Source organism: Cobetia sp. UCD-24C (assembly GCF_001306765.1).
GTDB lineage: Bacteria > Pseudomonadota > Gammaproteobacteria > Pseudomonadales > Halomonadaceae > Cobetia > Cobetia amphilecti.
The window spans coordinates 139,313-158,894 of sequence record NZ_LJTD01000005.1; the positions used below are offsets into that span (position 1 = coordinate 139,313).

The following is a 19,582-nucleotide window of genomic DNA, read 5'->3' on the forward strand; positions in this document are numbered from 1 at the left end:
TGTTAGCGTCCCGCCTCAGGCGGTAGCGAGTACTGACTTACGCAACTCGATATCCAGTGTGTGCTGCAGACAGCCCAGATAGGCACGCACCACGATCTGCTGATCAAATTCACGTTCGATACGCACGCGTGCCGCCTGCCCCGCCTCCATCAACGCCGCATGCGTCATGTCCAGACAGCCCTGCATCTGCTGCTCAAGAGACTCGACATTGGCCGCTTCGCACAGCCAGCCCGTGACGCCGGGATTGACCGAGCTGCGACAGCCCGGCACATCACTGACGATCGCCGGACGCCCCATCGAAGCCGCTTCCAGTACCGTGCGCGGCATGCCTTCCCGGTATGACGGCAGCACCAGCACATTGGCCTCGGCCAGGAAGGGGCGTACATCCCGCTGTTCACCCAGGTAGTGCAATATGCCGCGCTCGCGCCAGGCAGCGATTTCCTCATCGCTGATCGCGGTGCGATTGCTGATTCCCGACGGGCCGATCAACCAGAAGCGTGCCTGCGGATAACGCTCATGCAGACGCTCGGCCGCCGTCACGTATTCCCGCACCCCCTTGTCGCCGATCAGGCGTGCGACCATCACGAAGGTCAGCGGTGGCGTCTGCGGCTGCGGCGCAAAGGCGAAGCGTTGCGGGTCGATACCGGCGCCGGGCAGCACGACAGACGGCGTGGACTTCTGCAGCCCGAGGCGCATGAACAGGCGTTGGTCATCGCGGTTCTCGAAGAACACGCAACGCGCGCCACGGTTGGCGAAGCCATACAGCGCCCGTACCCGACGAAACAGCCAGCTGTCGTGTATGAAGGCGGTGCCCAACCCCGAGACGTTGTTGGTATAGGGAATCTTGAGCAGCCGACAGGCCAGTCCCGAATAGACATTGGCCTTGATGGTGAAGTTGAGAACATAGCGTGGCTTGAGTTTCAGCAATGTCCCCAGCAGCGCCAGCAGACTCTTGCCCTCACCGATCAGCGAGGTGCCCTTGCCTTCCATGCCCAGCGCACGATGCTCGACCCTGAGCTCGTCCACCAGGTACTCGCTATGCGCATCGGTGGGCGCAAGGCACACCACGCGATAGCCCGAGTCACGCAGCCCTTCGATGACGCCGCGATGGAAGTTGTAGAGAAAGAACGACGAGTTGGAGACCAGCACCACCGTGGAGGGCTGTGCGTCACGTGTTGGCATGGGGCATTCCTTGCGTGTCATGCGAAGAAGAACATGCGCGAGCATGAGCCCGCGCGACCGGAAGCATCCGGGAGAGAAACCTTGAATAAGGGGAGCCATCGACAAGAGAAACGATCGAGAAGCGACACCAGCGCGAAAGGAAAGGCGTCGTGGCTCGGGCCGGCAGCTCGCTCCAGCAACCCAGTCCAGCAACTCGTTCCAGCAGCTCAGTCCAGCAGCTCAGTCCAGCAACGCAGGCCGGCGTTGCTGCTGCCACAGCCGCACCAGCCCTGTGTCATGCGCCATGCACACCACATAGATGACCAGGAACGGGAAGCGATAGCGCACCGCGGTGCCGTAGTTGAAGACGACCAGTCCATAGATGGTGAAGGCGCCGATCAGATACAGCAGCCAGAAGAGCGTCTTCTCACGCTGGACCTGCCAGCACTTGAGGGTCAGCCAGACAAGGAAGGCGACCACCAGCAGGTTCTCTCCCGACTGGATCAACTGCAGCGCATTGGCGGCTTCCCAGGGCAATGGCTTGATCAGGAAATAGAGCGCGCCCTGGATTCCCGTCACCACGAAGTCTCCGAAGCCCTGAATGACCTCCACATCCTCGATCTTGCCGCCATCCTCCAGATACATGGCCGCGCGGAAGAAGTTGATCTGGTCCACCGCCAGCGGATAGATGACCAGCACACTGGCGGCCAGCCCGACCAGCAACCAGCAGAATCGCTTGGTCGACAGGCCCTGACGGCTGACGTCGTAGAGGAGGTAGATGCCGAGGAAGATCAGCATGATCAGAGCGTTCTGGAACTTGATGATCCATAACGGCAACAGGAAGATCAGCGCCCACATCGGCCGACGTTCGATGGCCAGCAGGAAGCTGCCGAGCATGAAGCCGGTGACCAGGGTGTCACGCAGGCTCAGTGAGCTGTAGAGCACCAGGCTCGGGTAGCACAGCACGAACAGCAGTACCGCGTGGGAGATGATGCCGCGGCGAATCAGCACCATCAGCGCGCCGATATAGAGGAACTTGTTGAAGAAGCCCAGGCTGGTGATGGTTTCCGCCAGCGGCAACGGCAACAGCGCCAGAAATCCCGACGAGACCGAGACGGTCAGGGAGTGGTCCATCGCTCCCCAGTCCATGCTGCGCATGGCCAATACCTGCTCCCAGTAGCGGAACTGGTCCGGCATGTACTCGGCATCGAACAGCACATTGTTCAACAGGTACGGCACCGCACTGCTCAGACTCAGGATGATCGAGACATTGCGCGTCACCCAACCACGCAGAAAGCCCACCATCACCAGTACCAGACAGACGAGCAGGTTGGGCAGGTCGAGCAGAATGTGTTCCATGGAAAGACTTATTCTCGTGCGCCGCTGTTGGCCAGTTCGGCCTGCAGACTGGCGGATGACATGAGGGGCGCAGACGCGCCGGTATCAGCGCTGGTGGCCTGCCGACTCACCACGCCAGAGGTATCGAGGGACGGCGAGGACTGCGCGAGGCCAGCCGCAGCACCCCCACTGCTGACCTGCCAGCCTTGGGACGAGAAGGGTGACGCGCCCTCGGCCTCAGCTGCCGACAGCATCAACGACAGGCACTGCATCAATTGATGCTCGCTCAGCGCGCCCGTCTCCTCATCAGGGGCCAACGGCAACGTCACGACGCGCGCTGCCTCGATCCCGCCCTCGTGGCGTGCCTGGCAGCCGGCTTCATCGCTTTCGACCAGCACCAGTGCCGCATGCGGATACTTGAGCGCCATCCGGCGCCTCAGGCCCCGCGCCTTGCTGCCCGCCGCCACCAGTTCACTGGCCGGTGTCACGGCATGGTGCGCAATCACCGGCACGCGCCAACGATCCAGACGGCGCGCCTTGAGCGCATTGAGGTTGGCTTCCAGACCGCTGGACAACAGGACACACGGACGATGGCGCGCCAGATAGCGCGTCAGGGCCAGAACACCTGTCAACTCAGTGTGCACGCCCAGCTCTACCAGTCGCACCCCATGTGCCAGACCTTCGATCAACTCCTCATGGGCCTGGGACACGATGAGGTCCACCTCGTGACCCAGGCGCGTCAGCCCCGCCGCCAACGCCAGCATCTGGCGAGTCTCGAGGGTCATCTGCCGTGCCACGACCAAAAGCGCCATCCGATGCGTCTTCATTGCCACTCCTTCGCCAGTGTTTGCCTTGAGCCAGGCTTGATCGAGTCAATTCACGATGCCCGCCATGCCATCTGCGCATGGCGGGCATCGTCAGCCCCACTTCCTTCGGTGCATTCAGGCCAGGCGCTGATAGACACTGCGCGCCTGGCGGGCCAGCGGCGCCGGCAACCAGGTCACGACCCGGCGCGCCATGCGCTTGAACGTGCACACCAGCACCTGGCCCTTCTTCTGCGCTGACATCGAGGCCCACTCGGGGGTCATCATCTGGTGGGCGTCCACGCAATAGACGGGCCTGCCGGTCATGCGCGTGATGTTGGTGGCCTGCCCCACCTCGCTTTCGATGAACAGGCGACAGCCGGAGTCACGGTAGTAATCCGCCTTGTGACTTGAATGGCGATTCTGACGCAGCCGCTCTTCCTTGCTGGGCAGGTCGAGCATGATCAGGTTGTCATACTCGACACCGTGCCGGGCCAGCCAGGCGGTCGTCTCGGGACGATATTTTTCCAGCCGGTTGGTGACCAGTGAGTGCACCCGGTAGGTCGGGATATGCAGAGGTGCCGCGTTGGTCAGGAAGTCGCGATAGCGCGGGCCGTCATCGTTCTGCTCAGGCGTCGGGTCGAGGCACAGCACGCCATCGATATCCAGGCAGCTATCGGCCAGCGCCGGGTGATGGAACAGATTCCACTGGAAGGCACGCGGGTGCTCCAGTTCGACCAGATACATGTCCACCCCCACCACCGGTGCCGGGTTGGCATAGATGACGCAGGTGGTGATGTCACAGGGGCATTCTTGCGGAATGCGCGCCAGGGAGGCCTTGAGCGAGGCTCCACTGTTGAAACTGTCGTCGACCAGCAGCACACGCTGATTTTCCCAGGCGCTCTGCGCCGCCCCCCGGACCTTGCGCGTCATTCCCTTGCCGGGCGAGCCGTTGGCGATGAAGGTGTCGAGATCCGTGCAGGCCCGATTGAGCATGGCGCTGATCATGTAGGCCGGCACCATTCCACTGCGCGGGATTCCGACGATCAGATCGAAATTCCCGGCCTGCAGGCGCGACAACTGTCTGGCGATATCCGAACTCAGGTCGGCGTAACTGCGATAATTCATGTTGCGGTCCCCTTGCGACTCACGACGGCCCAAGGCCGATATCCTTCGCGCTTTTGTGTGTTGCAGCGCTTTTTTGATGTCATTGACGACGTCCTGTCATCAAACGCTTCTCTCGCCCTCATCCCCCGATAACCGGGGGCATTCAGGCGCTTTTACGCTTCTGCACTGCGCTGTCGGATGTCACACGACGGCGACGAGTGCCTATCAACCTGGTCATCACATCCTGACGCACGAGGCGCAGCAGCCGACTGCGGTCCATGTGCGAGAGCAGCGCGACCCCCTGGCGGAAGTTGGCCAGGCGCTGCATGGGGCTCGCGGGCGCCATCACGTACTGCTTGAAGTAGTGATAGAGCGGGATATACAGGCTGTCGGAATGCGGCATATGCCGGGTATTGGCATGAAAGACGTCGATGGCCGAGATCATGTCGCGCTGATAGCGCTGTTCGGCCTCGCTTTCCTGCTGCTGCGATGTCCAGGAACCCTTGGCATTGCGGCGATAGACACAGGCAGCATCTTCGTAATAGAGAGTCTCGCCTTGCAGTGCCATGTAGGACTGCAGGAAGAAGTCCATGATCGGGGCGCCGCGATAGGACGCCATCATCGCGTCGACGGTGGCATCGACGCGTCGGAAGCTGAAGGCCGGTGACGGAATGGAGGCGCCGCGCAGCCCGATCACCGCCTCGGCAGAGATCTTCTTCACGCTATCGGCATAGCGGCAGATGAGCGAATGCTCGCCGGTGGCTTCATTGAACTCCAGCGCCGGATGGAAGCAGACCGTCGCCTCGGGATTGGCGTCGAACAAGGCGACCTGACGGGCCAGCTTGTCGGGTTTGATCCAGTAATCATCGCCCTCGCAATAGGCAATGATGTCGCCACGCATCACCGGCATGCAGAAGGTGATCGGCCAGATATGCTGCGAGTACTGGTTCACGTCCTGCAGGATCGGCCGCACGATGTTCGGGTAACGGGCCGCATATTCCTCGATGATTTCCCGCGTGCCATCCGTCGAGACATCGTCATGCACGACGATCTCGAACGGAAAACGCGTGCGCTGCATCAGAAAGCCATCCAGCGCCATGCGAATGTAGTCGCCATGATTGAAGGCGAAGCACATCACCGAGACGCGCGGGGCGCTGAGATCACCCTCCCACTCGGCCATGATGGCGGCTTCCTCGGCGGGCGCCGGCGGCACAGGCAAGGGGCCAGACTGCGGTGTACCATCCATGAGGGGCGTCGCGAGCGCCCGGGCATAACTCAGTTCTAACATGCAGTATTCCCCACTTTCCGTTGTGAAAGACGCTCCTGGATCCAGCCGGCGCCGTACTGCCAGGCCGCGAAGCGCAGCCAGCAGGACAGCAACAGATAGGCCGCCCCAGCCAGCAGGCCTGATACCACCAGCACCACCGGCGTCGGCCAGATGGCCAACAGCGCAGGCACGGCCCACCAGGTCGTGCCCGCCACCGCAGTGGCCAGCAGCAGAGCCGGCAGGAAGTCGGCCAGCTGCTCGCGGATGCTGTAGTTGATCAACTCCCGCGAGAACCAGGCATTGGGGATGTAGGACACCACCGCCACCACGATCTGCCCGATCAGGATCGCCATCACGCCATGGCGCCAGGTCACCGCCAGCACCGCACAGATCAATACCTTCTTGACGATCTCGAGCCCGAGAAACAGGTCCGAGCGCCCCTTGACCTTGAGCACATTGAGATTGAGCGTGCTCAGGGGATACATGACGGCTGCGATACACATCAGCTGCAGATAAGGCACCGCCGCCAGCCACCGCTCGGGCAACAGCGTCAGGAACAGCGGCTCGGCCAGCGCCGCCAGCAACAGCATCGCCGGGAACAGCAGATAGACCATGACCTGCAGGATCTGACGATAGGCACTCTTGAGGCGTACCGGATCCTCCTGGATGCTCGCCAGCGCCGGGAAGGTCACGTTCTGCACCGCCGTCACCAGCTGATTGATCACCAGCTCCTTGAGACGCTCGGCGAAGAAGAACAACCCCGCCACCGAAGCGGAGAACAGCTTGGCGATCAGCAGCACATAGAGATTGACGAACAGCACATCCAGCATGCGTGACAGGAACATCTTGTAGCCGAAGCGGAACATCGCCTTGAACGACACCACGTCGAATTCCAGCCGCGGCCGCCAGCTTCCCCACCACCACATCAGGGCGGTAGTGACCAGCGCCGCCGTCAACATCTGCCCCACCAGTGCCCAGACCCCGAAGCCCAGCCAGCCCAGCAGCACTGCCACCCCGCCCGACACCACGCTGCCGGGAATGCCAGCCTTCATGCGCGTACGAAAATCCAGCGCACGGTTGAGCATCGCGCCCTGAATGACCTCGAAGGAATTGATCAGCACCACGATGCCGCCGATACGCACCAGCACGATCAGGCGTGGCTCGGCATAGAAGTCGGCGATCAGGGGGGCGCTTGCATACAGCAGGCCGTAGGCCAGCACCCCGAAGGCGATATTGCTGAAGAAGGCGGTGCTGGCATCACGCGGCCCGAGGGTCGGCATGCGCAGAATGGCTTGCTGAAGACCCGAATCCATCATGGCCGAGGCGATGGTCAGAAAGACCAGCACCATCGCCAGCAACCCGAAATCTTCCGGCACCAGCAGCCGCGCCAGCAGCAGCGTGACCAGACTGGCCATGCCACGCCGCAATAGCTGATCGGAGAAATTCCACAGAATGCCGATGGCGGTCTTGTTGCTCAGTGACACGAGGCGTGGCCCCCCTGTTGCGAGTGGGGGGAGACATCGCGCGCCAGCGGCCCCGGCACAGGCGCCGTGTCACCCGCAACATTGCCCGCGGCGCGCAGCAGCTCCAGGTCTTCCGGCAGCAGCTGGTACTCGGCGAGTCTGTCGCGCACCTCGCCCGGTGAGCACCACATCAGCATATCGATGATCGACAGGCCGGCGACGAACTCCGCCTGACGCCCCAAGCGACGCGAATCAAGCGGTGTCTGGCAGTAGTCACTCGGCTGGCTGGCGAGGAATGACAGCGTGATGCCATTGGCCGCAAAGGGCGCCGCCTGGTAGAGCTTGCGGCCACCGATGCTGTTGATGTAACCCTCGGCCCCGCGCATCAGTGACATCTCGATCAGACGGTCCTGGGCCTTGAGACTGCGATCGTGCTCAAGCTCACTGGTGAGCAGAAAGCGACACTCCAGCCCCAAGTAGTCACACACCCGCTCGAAGCTGTACTTGCACAGCGCCCCGATGCGGCGATCTTCATGCTGGAACACCGCCTGCAGCAGCGGCATGACCTGTGCGTAATACGGCGCCTTGGCATAAGCGTGATGCAGCGTGGTCAGCAGGCTGTCCGGTGTCGGGCCGAAGACGAGTTCGCTGATCAAGCGGTTGGGCGATGCCTTGGGTACCGACAGCGTGAAGCGATGCGCCTTGCCGCCCAGCAGCACATTGTTGCGATGGATATATCCACGCGGAATGAAGGCGACATCGTCATAGACGAGAAACTCGTCACAGGCATGCATCAGCTGGAAATAGCCGATATGCGGGAACAGATAGGGCTGCATGATCGCGATGTTCATGATCAGGCGGCCTTGACGTGGCGATTGACGATGATGCGCACCGCCCCGAGGATCTCGCTGACCTCAAGCCCCGAGTAGAGCGGCAGACACAGGATACGACTGGCGATATCAGTGGAATGCACGATCTGCGGGGTGATGACATCCTCGTCCTGCAATTCGGCGGCGGGCCGCCCGAGGAAGGACAGCGATTCCAGCGACGGGCAGAAGTAACGTCGTGCCAGATAGCCTTCCTGCTGCAGACGCTGCATCACCTCGAGCAGCATGCTTTCGCTTTCGAGAATGATCGGGAAGTAGGCGTAATTCAGGCTGGCGCCGGTCTGGCGAGTCTGCAGCTGGACATTGCCGCGCAGCGCCTGGGCATAGGCATGCCAGACCAGCGCCCGGCTCTCCAGATTGCCTTCGATCTCATCCAGCACGCACAGCCCCATCGCCGCCTGGAACTCATTCATCTTGGCGTTGATGCCCAGTTCCTCGATGCACTCCGGGCCGGTGATGCCGAAGTTGATCAACTTGCGGGCGCGTTCCAGGTCTTCCTTGCGCTTGAAGATGATCGCGCCGCCTTCGATGCTGTGGAACAGCTTGGTGGCGTGGAAGCTCAGAGTGCTGGCATCGCCATGTGACAGCAGGCTGTTGCCGCGATAGGTCACGCCGAAGGCGTGGGCACCGTCATAGATGACCTTCAGATCATGCGCCTCGCCCAGCGCATCGATGGCCTCGACATCACAGGCATTGCCGAACACGTGCACCGGCACGATGGCACGGGTGCGTGGCGTGATGGCCGACTCGATGCGTGCCGGGTCCAGACACAGGGTGTCGGGGTCAATATCCGTGAATACCGGCTGCATGCCCTCCCACTTCAGGCTGCTGGCGGTGGCGATGAAGGTGAAGGGCGTGGTGATGACCTCCGCCGATTCGTACTGGCCCGGCATCTGGGCGATGCCCAGCGCGCGATAGGCGATCTGCAGCGCCAGGGTGCCATTGCTGACCAGCAGCAGGTTCTCGACGCCCAGGTAGGTTTCCAGGCGCCGAGTGAGCTCCTGCTCGAGCGGGCCGTGGTTGGTCAACCAGCGCCCCTCGAAGATGGAATCCACATAGCGGTCGAAATTCTCCCGTTCCGGGAAGTAGGGACGCGTCACCGTAATCATGATATCGACTCCTTTCGTACATCAGATGAAGGTTGGCTCTGACAGCAGACGAGTGCCGGTGCAGCGCGTTCGCTGCCGGCTTCCTCTGGCAGCGACTTGGTACACGTTTCAGAGAAGTGCCGCACACTCGCCTGCGGAGACACTCGTCTACAGACGTCTACAGAGAGTGCAGGCCCGCTCAGCGCGAGCCGTTGCCGCTGATCACGATCTTGATGGTGCGGATCACCACCAGCAGATCGAGCCAGAAGGAAAAGTGCTTGATGTAGAAGAAGTCGTATTCCAGCTTGCGGATCATGCCTTCCACTTCAGCGGCGTAGCCCTGCTCGACCTGCGCCCAGCCGGTGATGCCCGGGCGCACGACATGGCGGTAGTGGAAGAACGGCACGTCCTTGCGATACCAGTCGGCCAGATTCATCGACTCGGGGCGCGGGCCTATCAGGCTCATGTCGCCCTTGAGCACGTTGAACAGCTGGGGCAACTCATCGAGACGGCACTTGCGGATGAAGCGCCCGACTCGCGTGATGCGCGGATCACTGCCTTCCTGGGTGAAGCCCGCGCCCTTCATGCCGTCATACATGCTGCGGAACTTGTAGACGGTGAAGGGGCGGCAGTGAAAGCCCATGCGCGGCTGGCGGAAGATCACCGGCCCGGGACTGTCGAGGCGAATCGCCAGCGCCGTCAGCAACATGATGGGCGCCAGCAGCGGCAGCATGAGCGCGGCGACGGTGAAGTCCATCCAGCGCTTGATGACCTCATAGTCTTCCCGCGGCGTCAGCGAGCCGAACTCGTTGGCGTAGAGGTGATCCAGCAGCACGCGACCGGTGATCATCTCGTGGGCATGGGTGGCGTGATAGACCGGGATACGGTGGATGGTGCAGTCGGCCAGGAAGCTCTCCCACTCGCTGGGCAGCTCACCGCGCAGGTCCGCCACCACGCCGTCGATACGCGGCAGGCCGACCAGGTCAGGCCCGCGCAACGACAGCCACTCGACGCCCGGGCGGGTGCACAGACTCGGCGCCTTGCCGTAGGGCACCACCGCGAAGCGCATCCGGCGCAGTCGGGTGTCGATGTAGTAGTAGGCCGTGCACAGGCTCACCGCGAGCAGGAAGGACAGGCCGACCTGGTGACGCGAATACTCCAGCCCCAGCACGCCCAGCACCATCATCAAGGTCAGATAGGAGATGACGATCGCCGGCACGACATAGAGGTAGGAGCGCGTGCCCGGCAGGCGGGACAGGCGATTGACCGCCGTCACCGACAGGGTGTACGCCACGCCGGTGCCCAGCAGGGCATGCCACTGATCATCGCTGGTCAGCCACCAGTGGGTGTCACCCTGCATCAGCTGGTTCAACCCTGCCTGGTACAGTGCCGGCGCGATGACCACCACCAGCATCCCGAAGATCAGCTGCAATCGCTTGCTGGCCAGCAAGCGCTCGTAGTGATGCGAGTAACGCCGCTGGTGCTCCATCGACAAGGGTATACCGCTCATCGTGCTTACCTCCTCCGTGATTCAAGCGTCATGAGAGCTGCCAAGCGAGACGATGTCAGGCGTAGCTGTAGTTGTAATAACCGTAGCCATGCTTGTCGCCAGCTTGCGGTTCGATGGCATTCAGGATGGCGCCCTTGACGTGAATGCCATTGTTCTCGAGCTTCTTGCGTGCATGCTCGAGTTCGCGCACCTGGTTCATGCCAAAGCGCGCCACCATCAGACTGGCGCCGACGTGACGACCGATGATCAGCGCTTCGGTCACGGCCAGTACCGGCGGCGTGTCGATGATGATCAGGTCGTAACGCTCACCGAGTTGCTCCAGCAGCTCGGCGAAATTGGGCTGCATCAACAGCTCCGACGGGTTGGGCGGCGCGACGCCACGGCCCAGGAAATCAAGATTGTCGATGCGCGAGTGATACAGCACGCTGTCCAGCGGACTGGCACCGCTGAGTACATCCGACAGACCGCCCTGCTCGGAGGTACGCTGGAAGGCGTGATGCAGGTGACCACGGCGCATGTCGGCATCGATCAGCAGTACGCGCTGACCGGCCTCGGCGCTCACCGCCGCCAGATTGAGGCTGACGAAGCTCTTGCCGATGCCCGGACTCGGCCCGGTGAACATCACCGACTTGCGGCGATTGTCGAGCAGGGCGAAGTGCAGGCTGGTACGCAGGCTGCGCAGGGCCTCGATACTGATGTCCGACGGCTGGGAGGTGGCCAGCACCCCCTGATAGATCTCGCGGCCGCCCTTCTCGCCCTTGAGTCGCACGCGGCGCATCATGTTGTGCTGCTGCGGCGACAGCGGCACCGTGGCGTAGACGGGCAGGTCCAGCGCCTCGATCTGCTCGGCGGTGTCGATGCCCTTGCGCATCGCATGACGCAGCAGCGCGGCCAGCGTGCCCAGCATCAGACCGATCATGCAGAACACGGCCAGCATCAGGGACGTCTTCGGCGAGATGGGCACTGGCTGCAGCACCGCCGGGTCCAGGATGCGCACGTTGCCGACGGTGCCGGCCTTCTTGAGGCGCACTTCCTCGCGCTTGTTGAGCAGCGCGACATAGATTTCCTGGCTGACGGTGACATTGCGGTTCAGATTGAGCGCCTCGCGCTGGGCGGCCGGCAGTTGCTCGGCCTGCTTCTGCACGCGCGCCTTCTCCTGATTGAGCGAATCACGGCGTGCCACCAGCGCCCGATAGGCCGGGTGCTCGCTGGTGTAGGCACGGGACAGCTCGGCCAGGCGCAGCTTGATCTCGGTCAGCTGATTGTCCAGCCCGACGAGATTCTCCATCACCTGCTGACTCTCGGCGGTCAGATCGACCGAGTCGCGACGGCGGCGATAGTCGTTGAGTGCCGATTCCGCCTCATCGAGCTGGCCACGCAGCGTCGGGATCTGGTCGCCCAGAAAGCCGAGCTGATTGTCCGCCTCGGCGGATTCCCGCTCGATGTTCTGCTGCAGGAAGACATTGGTGATGGTGTCCAGGGTGTTGACGATGGCGGTCTGGTCACTGCCGGACAGGCTCAGCGTGACCACCCCGGTGTCGGTGCCATTGCGCACGGCGGTGAAGCGCGACTTGAGCGAGTTGATGGCGCTCAGGTCCGAGATGCTGGTCAGCGTGAAGCGTGCGCCGGGTTCAGCTGACAACTCGCGCACGAAGACCTTGATGCCCTCCGCCAGCGCGTTCTCGCCTACCTTGCCATCGACGATCGCCTGACCCTCGGCATCCAGCAGGCGGTAGCGCTCATCGCCCAGAGCCTCGAGGGTCAGCGTCTGCTGTTGCCACGGGCCACTGAGCTCGAGCGTGGTGACCTTGAGGGTGTCATCGCCCCAGGCGTAATCCTGCCCGCCCAGGCTCGCCGGCAGGCGCAGATGGCGGTTGGAGAGCCAGTCACCGATGACCGGGTAACGCATCGGAGAGACCACGATATTGAGGCGCTCGCGGTCCACGGCCTGGCCCAGTACCAGTCGTGAGGTGAGAATTTCCAGCTCATCGCTGGTGCTGCTCTCGTCGCTGCCGGTCGCCTGACCGGCCAGCGGCCCCAGCAGGCTGGCGCTGCCGCCCTTGTCCTCGATCTGGATCAGGGAATCGGCCAGGTAGATGCGCTGCTGGCTACCGACGAGATAGATGCCCAAGAGGGTGAACAGCAGCGTGCTGCCGATCAGCCACCAGCGTCGATGCCAGAGCAAGGCGAGAATGGTGCTGAAATCGAGTCGGCGCGTGGTGTCCTTGCCAGGCTGTGCAGAAGAGGATGGCATGGGAGAGGTGTACTGATTCATGACGCCGCCTTGAGTAAACGATTCAGGCCCGGCAGGCAGGTGATACGGCAGGTCGCGACGCGACCTGCCATGCGGGAGTGGGACATGACCTCAATCCTCGATGTCATCGATGACCGAGACGAAGGCCCCGGTACTGGTCACGGACGGCAGCAGCTGGCTCAGCACACGGTTCCAGCGGCTGACCGGTGCGGCGGTCACGTAGACCACATCACGCGGTTGCAGCGGGAAGCGCGCGCCCAGCATCAGCGAGGTCGCATCCGAGATATCGAGAATGAAGACCGTGGCCAGCTTGTCGGACTCCGGCGAATTTTCACGCACCACGAAGACGCCTGACGGATTGGCGCGGTCCTCATCGACCCCGCCGGCCCGCGACAGCGCATCGGTGAGGCTCAGACGTTCATTGCCCACCGGCATGTTGCCGGGCTTGAGTACCTGACCAAGCACGAAGACGTTCTGGTCTTCCGCCACCGGCACATTGATCACGTCGCCATCCTTGAGCAGACGGTTCTGACGCATGTCGCCCTGCTGCAGCAGCTGATAGAGACTCAGGTGCTCCTGCTGGCCATCGCGCGTCAGCGTGATGTTGTGGGTGTTGGCCAGTGCCGTGACCCCGCCGCTGGCACTGATGGCATCGATCAGGGTCAGCGGAACATCCGTGACCGGCACGAAGCCGGGTTCGGTCACGGCGCCACTCAGATAGACGCGTTTGGAGCGGAATTGCGCCACCGAGACATTGACCTGCGGCTCGGTGATGTAACGGGACAGCCCCGCGACCAGCGCGGCGCGCACCTCATCCACTGTCATGTCGCGAATGTTGATACGCCCGACATAGGGGTAGAACAGCGTGCCATCCGGCTGGACGATGTAGGTCAGCGCCTCGACCGTCTGACGCTGCACACCGCTTTCCTGAGCCAGGTCCAGCGGCGTGCTCAGGTTGATGGCCAGAATGTCGCCGCCGCCCACGCGGTAGACGTACTGCTTGATGTCATCGACCAGCTCAGGCGGCGCGGGAGCGGTCTGGGCGGGGCGTGCGCGATAGTTGGAGATCAGCCCGGGGGTGATCGGCGTGACTTCCACCTGGTCGGTCAGCGGCGCGACCTCGGCTTCATAATCCATGTGCCCACCGGGCGCGAAGGCACACCCGCTCATCGCCAATACCACGGCGGCAAATGAGAACGCCCGGAGCGTCGTTCTGACCGGTATATCCATATCCTGTCTCTTCCCCTGTGATCCTGACCGCTACCGCCAGGCGCTGTTTCGGCACGCTACCGCCCCGAGGAACTGGCGTTCTCCCCTGCTGCCGATAGCGGCGCCCTGTTGGCGTACATGTCATCTGTCATGGAGTGGTCACGCCTGCCCTGCGATATCCCCGGACACACGTCAGGCATGTGTCCATGACACATGCCCAGGACCGAACTCCGAAATGGAACGTTTATTAGTATTTTAGTAATTCACTACCAGGCATCTAACACATGCAACATATTGCATTGATCGACTTTCTCATCAATCAAGACAACATGACTCATTTGATTAACCAATACTTATAAGATTGATCGCGCCAACATTACTGATTACTTCTTTCTTGCACTTTTATTGACATTTCCGTTCAAGCGACTCGTTGCTTGAACCTGTCAGGAGCCACTGTCGACGGAAGGTTTATGCAGCCCCATCAAGCAGGCGAGACCTGACGATCTCGTTGGCGAGTCAGCTGGCACGGCAGCGTCAGAACGGGATGAGAATTCATGCCCGCATGCATTCCATGGAGAGGTGCGATGATTGAGGTGCAACGCTCGATCGCCCGGAAGCGCCTGCGCCATCTGCCCGACCTGGCAGGTAGCGCGACCTCGAATGAGGCGACCGCCCAATGCCCCGCAAGGCAAGGGACACGCCGCTGGCGCGTAAGGCACCGACGGCTTCGTCAATCACGTCCAATATATCAAATCCATTTAATACAATGTGTTACTGACATTTTCTGCCTGAGCTGACGCACTATCCTGTACGTCTGTGGCAAGCTCGGGTCTGACTGACTACCCAGCGGCAATGACCCCGACCCCAGACTCGACCCCGGGACTTGATGCCTTCTCATGAGGCATTTCGCCGTACCCGGTGTCGCACGCTGGAGCGGTACCTCTAACCGCCTGACTGCCCATCTGCGAGGCCCGGCCTGCTCTTGTCTCGTGCTTGTATCACGCTTGTGTCGCTCGACTCCTGCGCATGCTGCCTGCATGCCTCGGCCATGCTCGGCGACCTCGATAGGCCTTCACATAACGCACGTCGCAGCGAAGAGAACCCGGCGCTTTACCGGCGACGTCTGATTCGCCAATAAGCGACATTACTGTCCCCTCTTCAACAGGGCTGATAATAAATCAATTGACTTCAACAGCAAGGACTTGTCGGGTCGTCGAGACGATTGTACTGGCGGTGATAACTTTAAGCTGCTTCCCCTAATCCTCATCATTGGCAGTCAGGTACCTGACAGACGACAGATTACCCTTAGCGCATCTAATGCGAATTGCGAAATCAAACTACTTTAATTTAGCAACAACTCATCATCTGACTCATCTTTGCAGAATGAGAAATCCCAACCGCACTTTGCACAGGCCCCACATACGCTCCGCAGATCCCTGGATACGCCCCGCAAACGTTTAGCAGATACCGCGCAGATACCTCGACCACGCCTGGACACGCCCCAAAGACGAAAAGGCCAGTGAGTGTCAGCGACACTCCCTGGCCTTTCCAATGGCGATCATGAGCGACGCAACGTGGCCGGCTTTCCTGAACATGCCTTTCCTGAACATGCCCTTCCGTCACTTGGGTGTCCGCTGCGGACACTCAGGGCGTCACCTCCAGCCCCGAGGTGTCCTGCGCCGGTTGGTGGCTGCCATACAGCGCCAGATGCCCGCTCAGGGCAGTATCGATATGATAACTGGCCCCGTAACGGCGCGCGTTGCGGGCGAAGGCACGCCGTAATTCAGCATCCCCCACCAGTCGCCCCAACGCCTCGGCGTAGCGCTCAGGCGTGTGCTGGTCGACCACCAGGCCGTTGCCGACCCGATGCACCACCTCGGCACAGCCGCCGACATCGGTGACCAGCACCGGCAGGCCACTGAGCGTCGCCTCCAGCAGCGAGATCGGCAGCCCTTCCCAGGCGGATGACATGATGAAGGCATCGGCGCTGGCCAGCAGCCCCGCCACATCCGAGATATTGCCCAGCAAGCTGACCTCATCATCGAGCCCGAGCGCCTCGATCTGCGCCATCAGCTGTGCCTTGTGCGGCCCCTCACCGGCGATCCTGAGCGTGAACGCCAGGCCCAGCGCCTTGAGTCTGGCGCAGCTTTCCAGCATCAGGGGGTATTGCTTGGCATCGGTCAGACGTCCGATCGCCGCCAGCTGCACCGGGGCCTGCTGATTCGCCTCGCGCCAGCCACTGGCCTTGAGACGCGCGCCGGAGACGGCGTTGTCGATCTGCACCACCGGACGCGCCGCAATCGGCGCCAGCTTGTCGGTGCAGGCGCGACAGATACCGACGTAGGCCGTCACGCGACGATCAAACAGTCGGAACATCCAGGCCGGCGCACCCAGTTCGATACTGTGCACCGTCATCATCACCGGCAACTGACGCGGCAACCCAAAGGCGAACATCAGTGCGTAATACAGGTGGCAGTGCACCACATCCGGCGCGAAGCGCGTCACTTCCCTGCGCAGCCTCGTCGCGCCTCGCCACGGGCGGCGGCGAGTCTCGATGCCCAGAAACGAGTAGCTGACATTGCCGGCACTCAGCTGGCTCAGAAAGCGATGCTCGTATTCGAGGTCACGGCCACATTGCGCGGCGGTTTCCAGAAAGGTGATATGCACACTGTGGCCAGCGGCCACCATCGCCAGACTCAGGTCCTTGACGTAGACCTCGGCGCCGCCAGAGGCGGGAGTCGAGATGACATGCATGATTCTCACGGCGATAGCCTCCTGCTGTCGTTCATGAAAAAAGTGAGGGCGGCTGCCCTCACTTGTCTGTCCACTGGCTGTCTTGCCTACCACCCTCATCCAGGCGGTCGTCATGCCGATCAGATCACCTTCAACAGCGCCGGGGCTTCCAGGCCCTCAAGCATCGTGCGCCAGCTGGCCTCGACGGTATTGCGCGAGAAGCGGTCCAGACCGTAATCCACATTGGCGCGCAACCTGTCGAGCACCGCCTCATCCCCCAGCACCTCATCAAGCTGACGGGTCATGGCTACCACATCACCCTGCGCGACCAGATAGCCATTGACGCCATGCTTGATGATCTCGCCCGGCCCGGCCGGACACGCGAAGCTGACACAGGGCACACCACAGCTCAGCGCCTCGACCAGCACCAGGCCAAAGCCCTCGAAGCGCGACGAGAGCACGAACAGGTCCGCCGCGGCGTATTCGCGCCGGATATCCCGGCATTGGCCCGGCATCTGCAGCTGATGGGTGATCTTCAGGCGCTCGGCCTGCGCCGCCAGGGCATCACGCTCTGCGCCCTCGCCGACGATGCGCAAGACCCAGCCATCACGGGTCGCCTCAGGCAACGCCGCCCAGGCCTCAAGCAGCAGATCGAAGCCCTTCTGCGGCTCGAGGCGGCCGACGGCCACCGCCACCCTGGGCGACTTGGCGTCTCGTAAGTCCGCCACCTGCTCAGCACTGCTCTCACGACTCTGAAGCGCCTGACGCTCGGCAACGACATGCTCCAGCGGATTGAGGTTGGGCACCACGCTGAGTCGCTCGCGTGCGGCTGGATGCAGACGCTCCCAGTAGTGGCGGTCTTCATGCGACAGCACCACGATGCGGTCGGCGCGATGCGCCGCCAGACGCCGCGCCGTATCACGGCGGGCAACGCCGAGATCCGAGGTGGCATTGAAGTGCTCCCAGCACAGGTAGCGCGTGCGGCGACAGAGCAGCGTCGGCAGCAGGAAGGGCAGGAAGCCGATGCTCTCGACCACCACCACCACGTCCGGGCGCTTGCGCACCACCACCCACAGCAGACGCAGGAACAACCACAGGCCACGCACGGCGCCCAGATGCGAGCGCTCGGGATAGAGTGATTCGTGCACGATATCGTCATGCAGCGGATAGGGACTCTCCGCCGGGCCATATTCGCTGAGGATCTCGACCTGATAATCGCCACTGGCGGCCAGCATGTTGGCGGTATCGGCGCAGGCGCGTTCAGTGCCGCCGGTGCGTGACTGGGCACCGGTATAGAACAGGATATGTTTATGAGTGCTCATGAGGCGTATTGGCTCCGGCGGACAAGTTGCCGGGACAATGCCGGGCTCACTGCATAGCTCATCAACAGCGCCTGCTCCTTCAGCGAGAGCTGGCGCAGAGATGACCAGGACGCTTGTCGCACCTGATCGAGCACGACCTTGCGCACCCGCGAATCATCCGCCGTCTTGTTGATCGCCTGGCGCATGATGAAGCTGACGCCGACAAACCGCAGGCCGCGGATTTCCAGCAGGGCCATGCCATGCGTCGCGGCGAAATGCTCACGATAATGCTCCGCGAAGACCCGCCAGCTGCGGTGGAACTTGTCCAGCTCCTGGTTGCTGAACGGCTTGCGCGTCAGAGAGCCGTCACTGCGCTTGTCGAAGTAATACAGCACCTCGGGCAGATACAGTACGCGCTCTGCGCGTCCGAACAGATCCAGGTTATAGAGGCCATCCTGCGACACGGGCAGATCAGGGAAGCTCAGCGAGCAGGCCAGGTCGGCGCGGATCGCCTTGCCCCAGGGAGACGACACGATGGTGTCATGCATGAAGTCACGAAAGGCCCGGGCCAGCGGGCGCTCCTCGGCCTGCTGGCAGAATGCCAGGCTGTCGTGATCGCCCTTGGGGCCTTGCAGGCAGTAGCGGAAGACCACCGCCTCGGGCGAGTCGAACGCCTCGATGCGGGCCTGCAGAATATCCAGCGCGCCAGGCGCGAAATGATCATCAGCGTCACAGAACAGCACATAGCGGCCGCTGACCAGGCTCAGACCATGATTGCGCGTGCCACCCGGCCCCATGTTGTGAGGATTGCGGCGCAGAACCAGCCGCCCGGGGATGTCAGGCATCTCGCCGGGCGGCGTGGACACTGAGGATTGCTGCTCCATTTGCTGCTGCGCCTGTCGCTCAGCCCACAGGAATCCATCATCCGTCGAGCAATCATCAATGATGATGTGTTCATAGGATGCCTGGTTGTCACGCAAGCTGTTGATGCAGCGCGCAAGACCATCCCCTGAATTGTGATTTGGCGTCACGATGGAAAAGTAAGGCGACTTCCCTGTATAGCGTTTCATGCCCTGCCTTCTTTATTGTTCACTGTCATTGACCAGCACAGCCGACCAGCGCCCTCGAAGCAGAGCACACACTGCACTGAAGAGTGGGTCAGTTCTTGCGACTGACTTTTATTCGCAATTTCTTGGATTTCAGTGCTTGAGTCCCGATCATCCGCCAGAAGCTGATCCTGCACTGAAGATGACAGGTGAACGACGTCACCCTGAGGAGTGGACACTGGAGGGATGTCCGCTCGTGAGAAAGGTAGTGGCAGAAAGTGGCAGAAAGTGGCAGCAAATGGCGACACTTCCTGCCCCGCCGTTGACCACAGACTAATAATCCCCCTCAGCCCAAACAAGCTGCGCTGTCGCCAAAAGCCGAAATCATGAGCGTTTATGCGCCAATCCTCCGGCA

At 62.0% G+C, this 19,582-nt stretch carries 14 protein-coding genes; all 14 read right to left on the reverse strand.

What is annotated here, in order from left to right:
• Nucleotides 1-15: 15 nt before the first annotated feature.
• On the reverse strand, nucleotides 16-1,182 hold the full coding sequence (locus AOG28_RS09335) for a glycosyltransferase family 4 protein (protein ID WP_054556241.1): 1,167 nt from the start codon (nucleotides 1,180-1,182) through the stop codon (nucleotides 16-18).
• A gap of 219 nt (nucleotides 1,183-1,401) precedes the next feature.
• Nucleotides 1,402-2,520: a hypothetical protein gene (locus AOG28_RS09340; protein ID WP_054556242.1), complete on the reverse strand. Its 1,119-nt coding sequence runs from the start codon at nucleotides 2,518-2,520 to the stop codon at nucleotides 1,402-1,404.
• A gap of 8 nt (nucleotides 2,521-2,528) precedes the next feature.
• Complete coding sequence (locus AOG28_RS09345) at nucleotides 2,529-3,326, reverse strand: glycosyltransferase family 4 protein (RefSeq protein ID WP_054556243.1); 798 nt, start codon at nucleotides 3,324-3,326, stop codon at nucleotides 2,529-2,531.
• 114 nt (nucleotides 3,327-3,440) lie between these two features.
• Entirely contained in the window at nucleotides 3,441-4,430 is a 990-nt protein-coding gene (locus AOG28_RS09350; RefSeq protein WP_152965390.1) for a phosphoribosyltransferase family protein, read from the reverse strand.
• Between the two features lie 142 nt (nucleotides 4,431-4,572).
• Nucleotides 4,573-5,697: a glycosyltransferase family 2 protein gene (locus tag AOG28_RS09355; protein ID WP_082388611.1), complete on the reverse strand. Its 1,125-nt coding sequence runs from the start codon at nucleotides 5,695-5,697 to the stop codon at nucleotides 4,573-4,575.
• Complete coding sequence (locus AOG28_RS09360; RefSeq protein WP_082388613.1) at nucleotides 5,691-7,160, reverse strand: lipopolysaccharide biosynthesis protein; 1,470 nt, start codon at nucleotides 7,158-7,160, stop codon at nucleotides 5,691-5,693. The genes AOG28_RS09355 and AOG28_RS09360 overlap by 7 nt, the downstream gene beginning before the upstream one ends.
• Complete coding sequence (locus AOG28_RS09365; RefSeq protein WP_054556246.1) at nucleotides 7,151-7,990, reverse strand: WbqC family protein; 840 nt, start codon at nucleotides 7,988-7,990, stop codon at nucleotides 7,151-7,153. The genes AOG28_RS09360 and AOG28_RS09365 overlap by 10 nt, the downstream gene beginning before the upstream one ends.
• Before the next feature lie 2 nt (nucleotides 7,991-7,992).
• Nucleotides 7,993-9,135 carry a DegT/DnrJ/EryC1/StrS family aminotransferase gene (locus tag AOG28_RS09370; protein ID WP_054556247.1) on the reverse strand — a complete coding sequence of 381 codons (1,143 nt, stop codon included), beginning with the start codon at nucleotides 9,133-9,135 and terminating at the stop codon, nucleotides 7,993-7,995.
• Nucleotides 9,136-9,313: 178 nt separating this feature from the next.
• Entirely contained in the window at nucleotides 9,314-10,624 is a 1,311-nt protein-coding gene (locus tag AOG28_RS09375; protein WP_234368131.1) for an exopolysaccharide biosynthesis polyprenyl glycosylphosphotransferase, read from the reverse strand.
• Nucleotides 10,625-10,679: 55 nt separating this feature from the next.
• On the reverse strand, nucleotides 10,680-12,899 hold the full coding sequence (locus AOG28_RS09380) for a polysaccharide biosynthesis tyrosine autokinase (protein ID WP_054556248.1): 2,220 nt from the start codon (nucleotides 12,897-12,899) through the stop codon (nucleotides 10,680-10,682).
• 90 nt (nucleotides 12,900-12,989) lie between these two features.
• The gene (locus tag AOG28_RS09385; protein WP_054556249.1) at nucleotides 12,990-14,108 is read right to left on the reverse strand and encodes a polysaccharide export protein; all 1,119 of its coding nucleotides are present in this window, start codon (nucleotides 14,106-14,108) and stop codon (nucleotides 12,990-12,992) included.
• Nucleotides 14,109-15,731: 1,623 nt separating this feature from the next.
• A complete protein-coding gene (locus AOG28_RS09390; RefSeq protein ID WP_054556250.1) occupies nucleotides 15,732-16,841 on the reverse strand; it encodes a glycosyltransferase family 4 protein in 1,110 nt (369 codons plus the stop codon).
• 119 nt (nucleotides 16,842-16,960) lie between these two features.
• Complete coding sequence (locus tag AOG28_RS09395) at nucleotides 16,961-18,142, reverse strand: glycosyltransferase family 4 protein (RefSeq protein WP_054556251.1); 1,182 nt, start codon at nucleotides 18,140-18,142, stop codon at nucleotides 16,961-16,963.
• The gene (locus tag AOG28_RS09400; RefSeq protein WP_054556252.1) at nucleotides 18,139-19,191 is read right to left on the reverse strand and encodes a glycosyltransferase family 2 protein; all 1,053 of its coding nucleotides are present in this window, start codon (nucleotides 19,189-19,191) and stop codon (nucleotides 18,139-18,141) included. Before AOG28_RS09400 ends, AOG28_RS09395 begins: the two co-directional genes overlap by 4 nt.
• Between the last annotated feature and the right edge of the window lie 391 nt (nucleotides 19,192-19,582).

Coding starts and splice junctions, on each gene's coding strand:
- AOG28_RS09365 (WP_054556246.1), bottom strand. CDS start 7,990: ATGAACATCGCGATCATGCAGCCCTATCTGTTCCCGCATATCGGCTAT.
- AOG28_RS09335 (WP_054556241.1), bottom strand. CDS start 1,182: ATGCCAACACGTGACGCACAGCCCTCCACGGTGGTGCTGGTCTCCAAC.
- AOG28_RS09345 (WP_054556243.1), bottom strand. CDS start 3,326: ATGAAGACGCATCGGATGGCGCTTTTGGTCGTGGCACGGCAGATGACC.
- AOG28_RS09390 (WP_054556250.1), bottom strand. CDS start 16,841: ATGCATGTCATCTCGACTCCCGCCTCTGGCGGCGCCGAGGTCTACGTC.
- AOG28_RS09340 (WP_054556242.1), bottom strand. CDS start 2,520: ATGGAACACATTCTGCTCGACCTGCCCAACCTGCTCGTCTGTCTGGTA.
- AOG28_RS09355 (WP_082388611.1), bottom strand. CDS start 5,697: ATGTTAGAACTGAGTTATGCCCGGGCGCTCGCGACGCCCCTCATGGAT.
- AOG28_RS09380 (WP_054556248.1), bottom strand. CDS start 12,899: ATGAATCAGTACACCTCTCCCATGCCATCCTCTTCTGCACAGCCTGGC.
- AOG28_RS09375 (WP_234368131.1), bottom strand. CDS start 10,624: ATGAGCGGTATACCCTTGTCGATGGAGCACCAGCGGCGTTACTCGCAT.
- AOG28_RS09370 (WP_054556247.1), bottom strand. CDS start 9,135: ATGATTACGGTGACGCGTCCCTACTTCCCGGAACGGGAGAATTTCGAC.
- AOG28_RS09400 (WP_054556252.1), bottom strand. CDS start 19,191: ATGAAACGCTATACAGGGAAGTCGCCTTACTTTTCCATCGTGACGCCA.
- AOG28_RS09385 (WP_054556249.1), bottom strand. CDS start 14,108: ATGGATATACCGGTCAGAACGACGCTCCGGGCGTTCTCATTTGCCGCC.
- AOG28_RS09350 (WP_152965390.1), bottom strand. CDS start 4,430: ATGAATTATCGCAGTTACGCCGACCTGAGTTCGGATATCGCCAGACAG.
- AOG28_RS09395 (WP_054556251.1), bottom strand. CDS start 18,142: ATGAGCACTCATAAACATATCCTGTTCTATACCGGTGCCCAGTCACGC.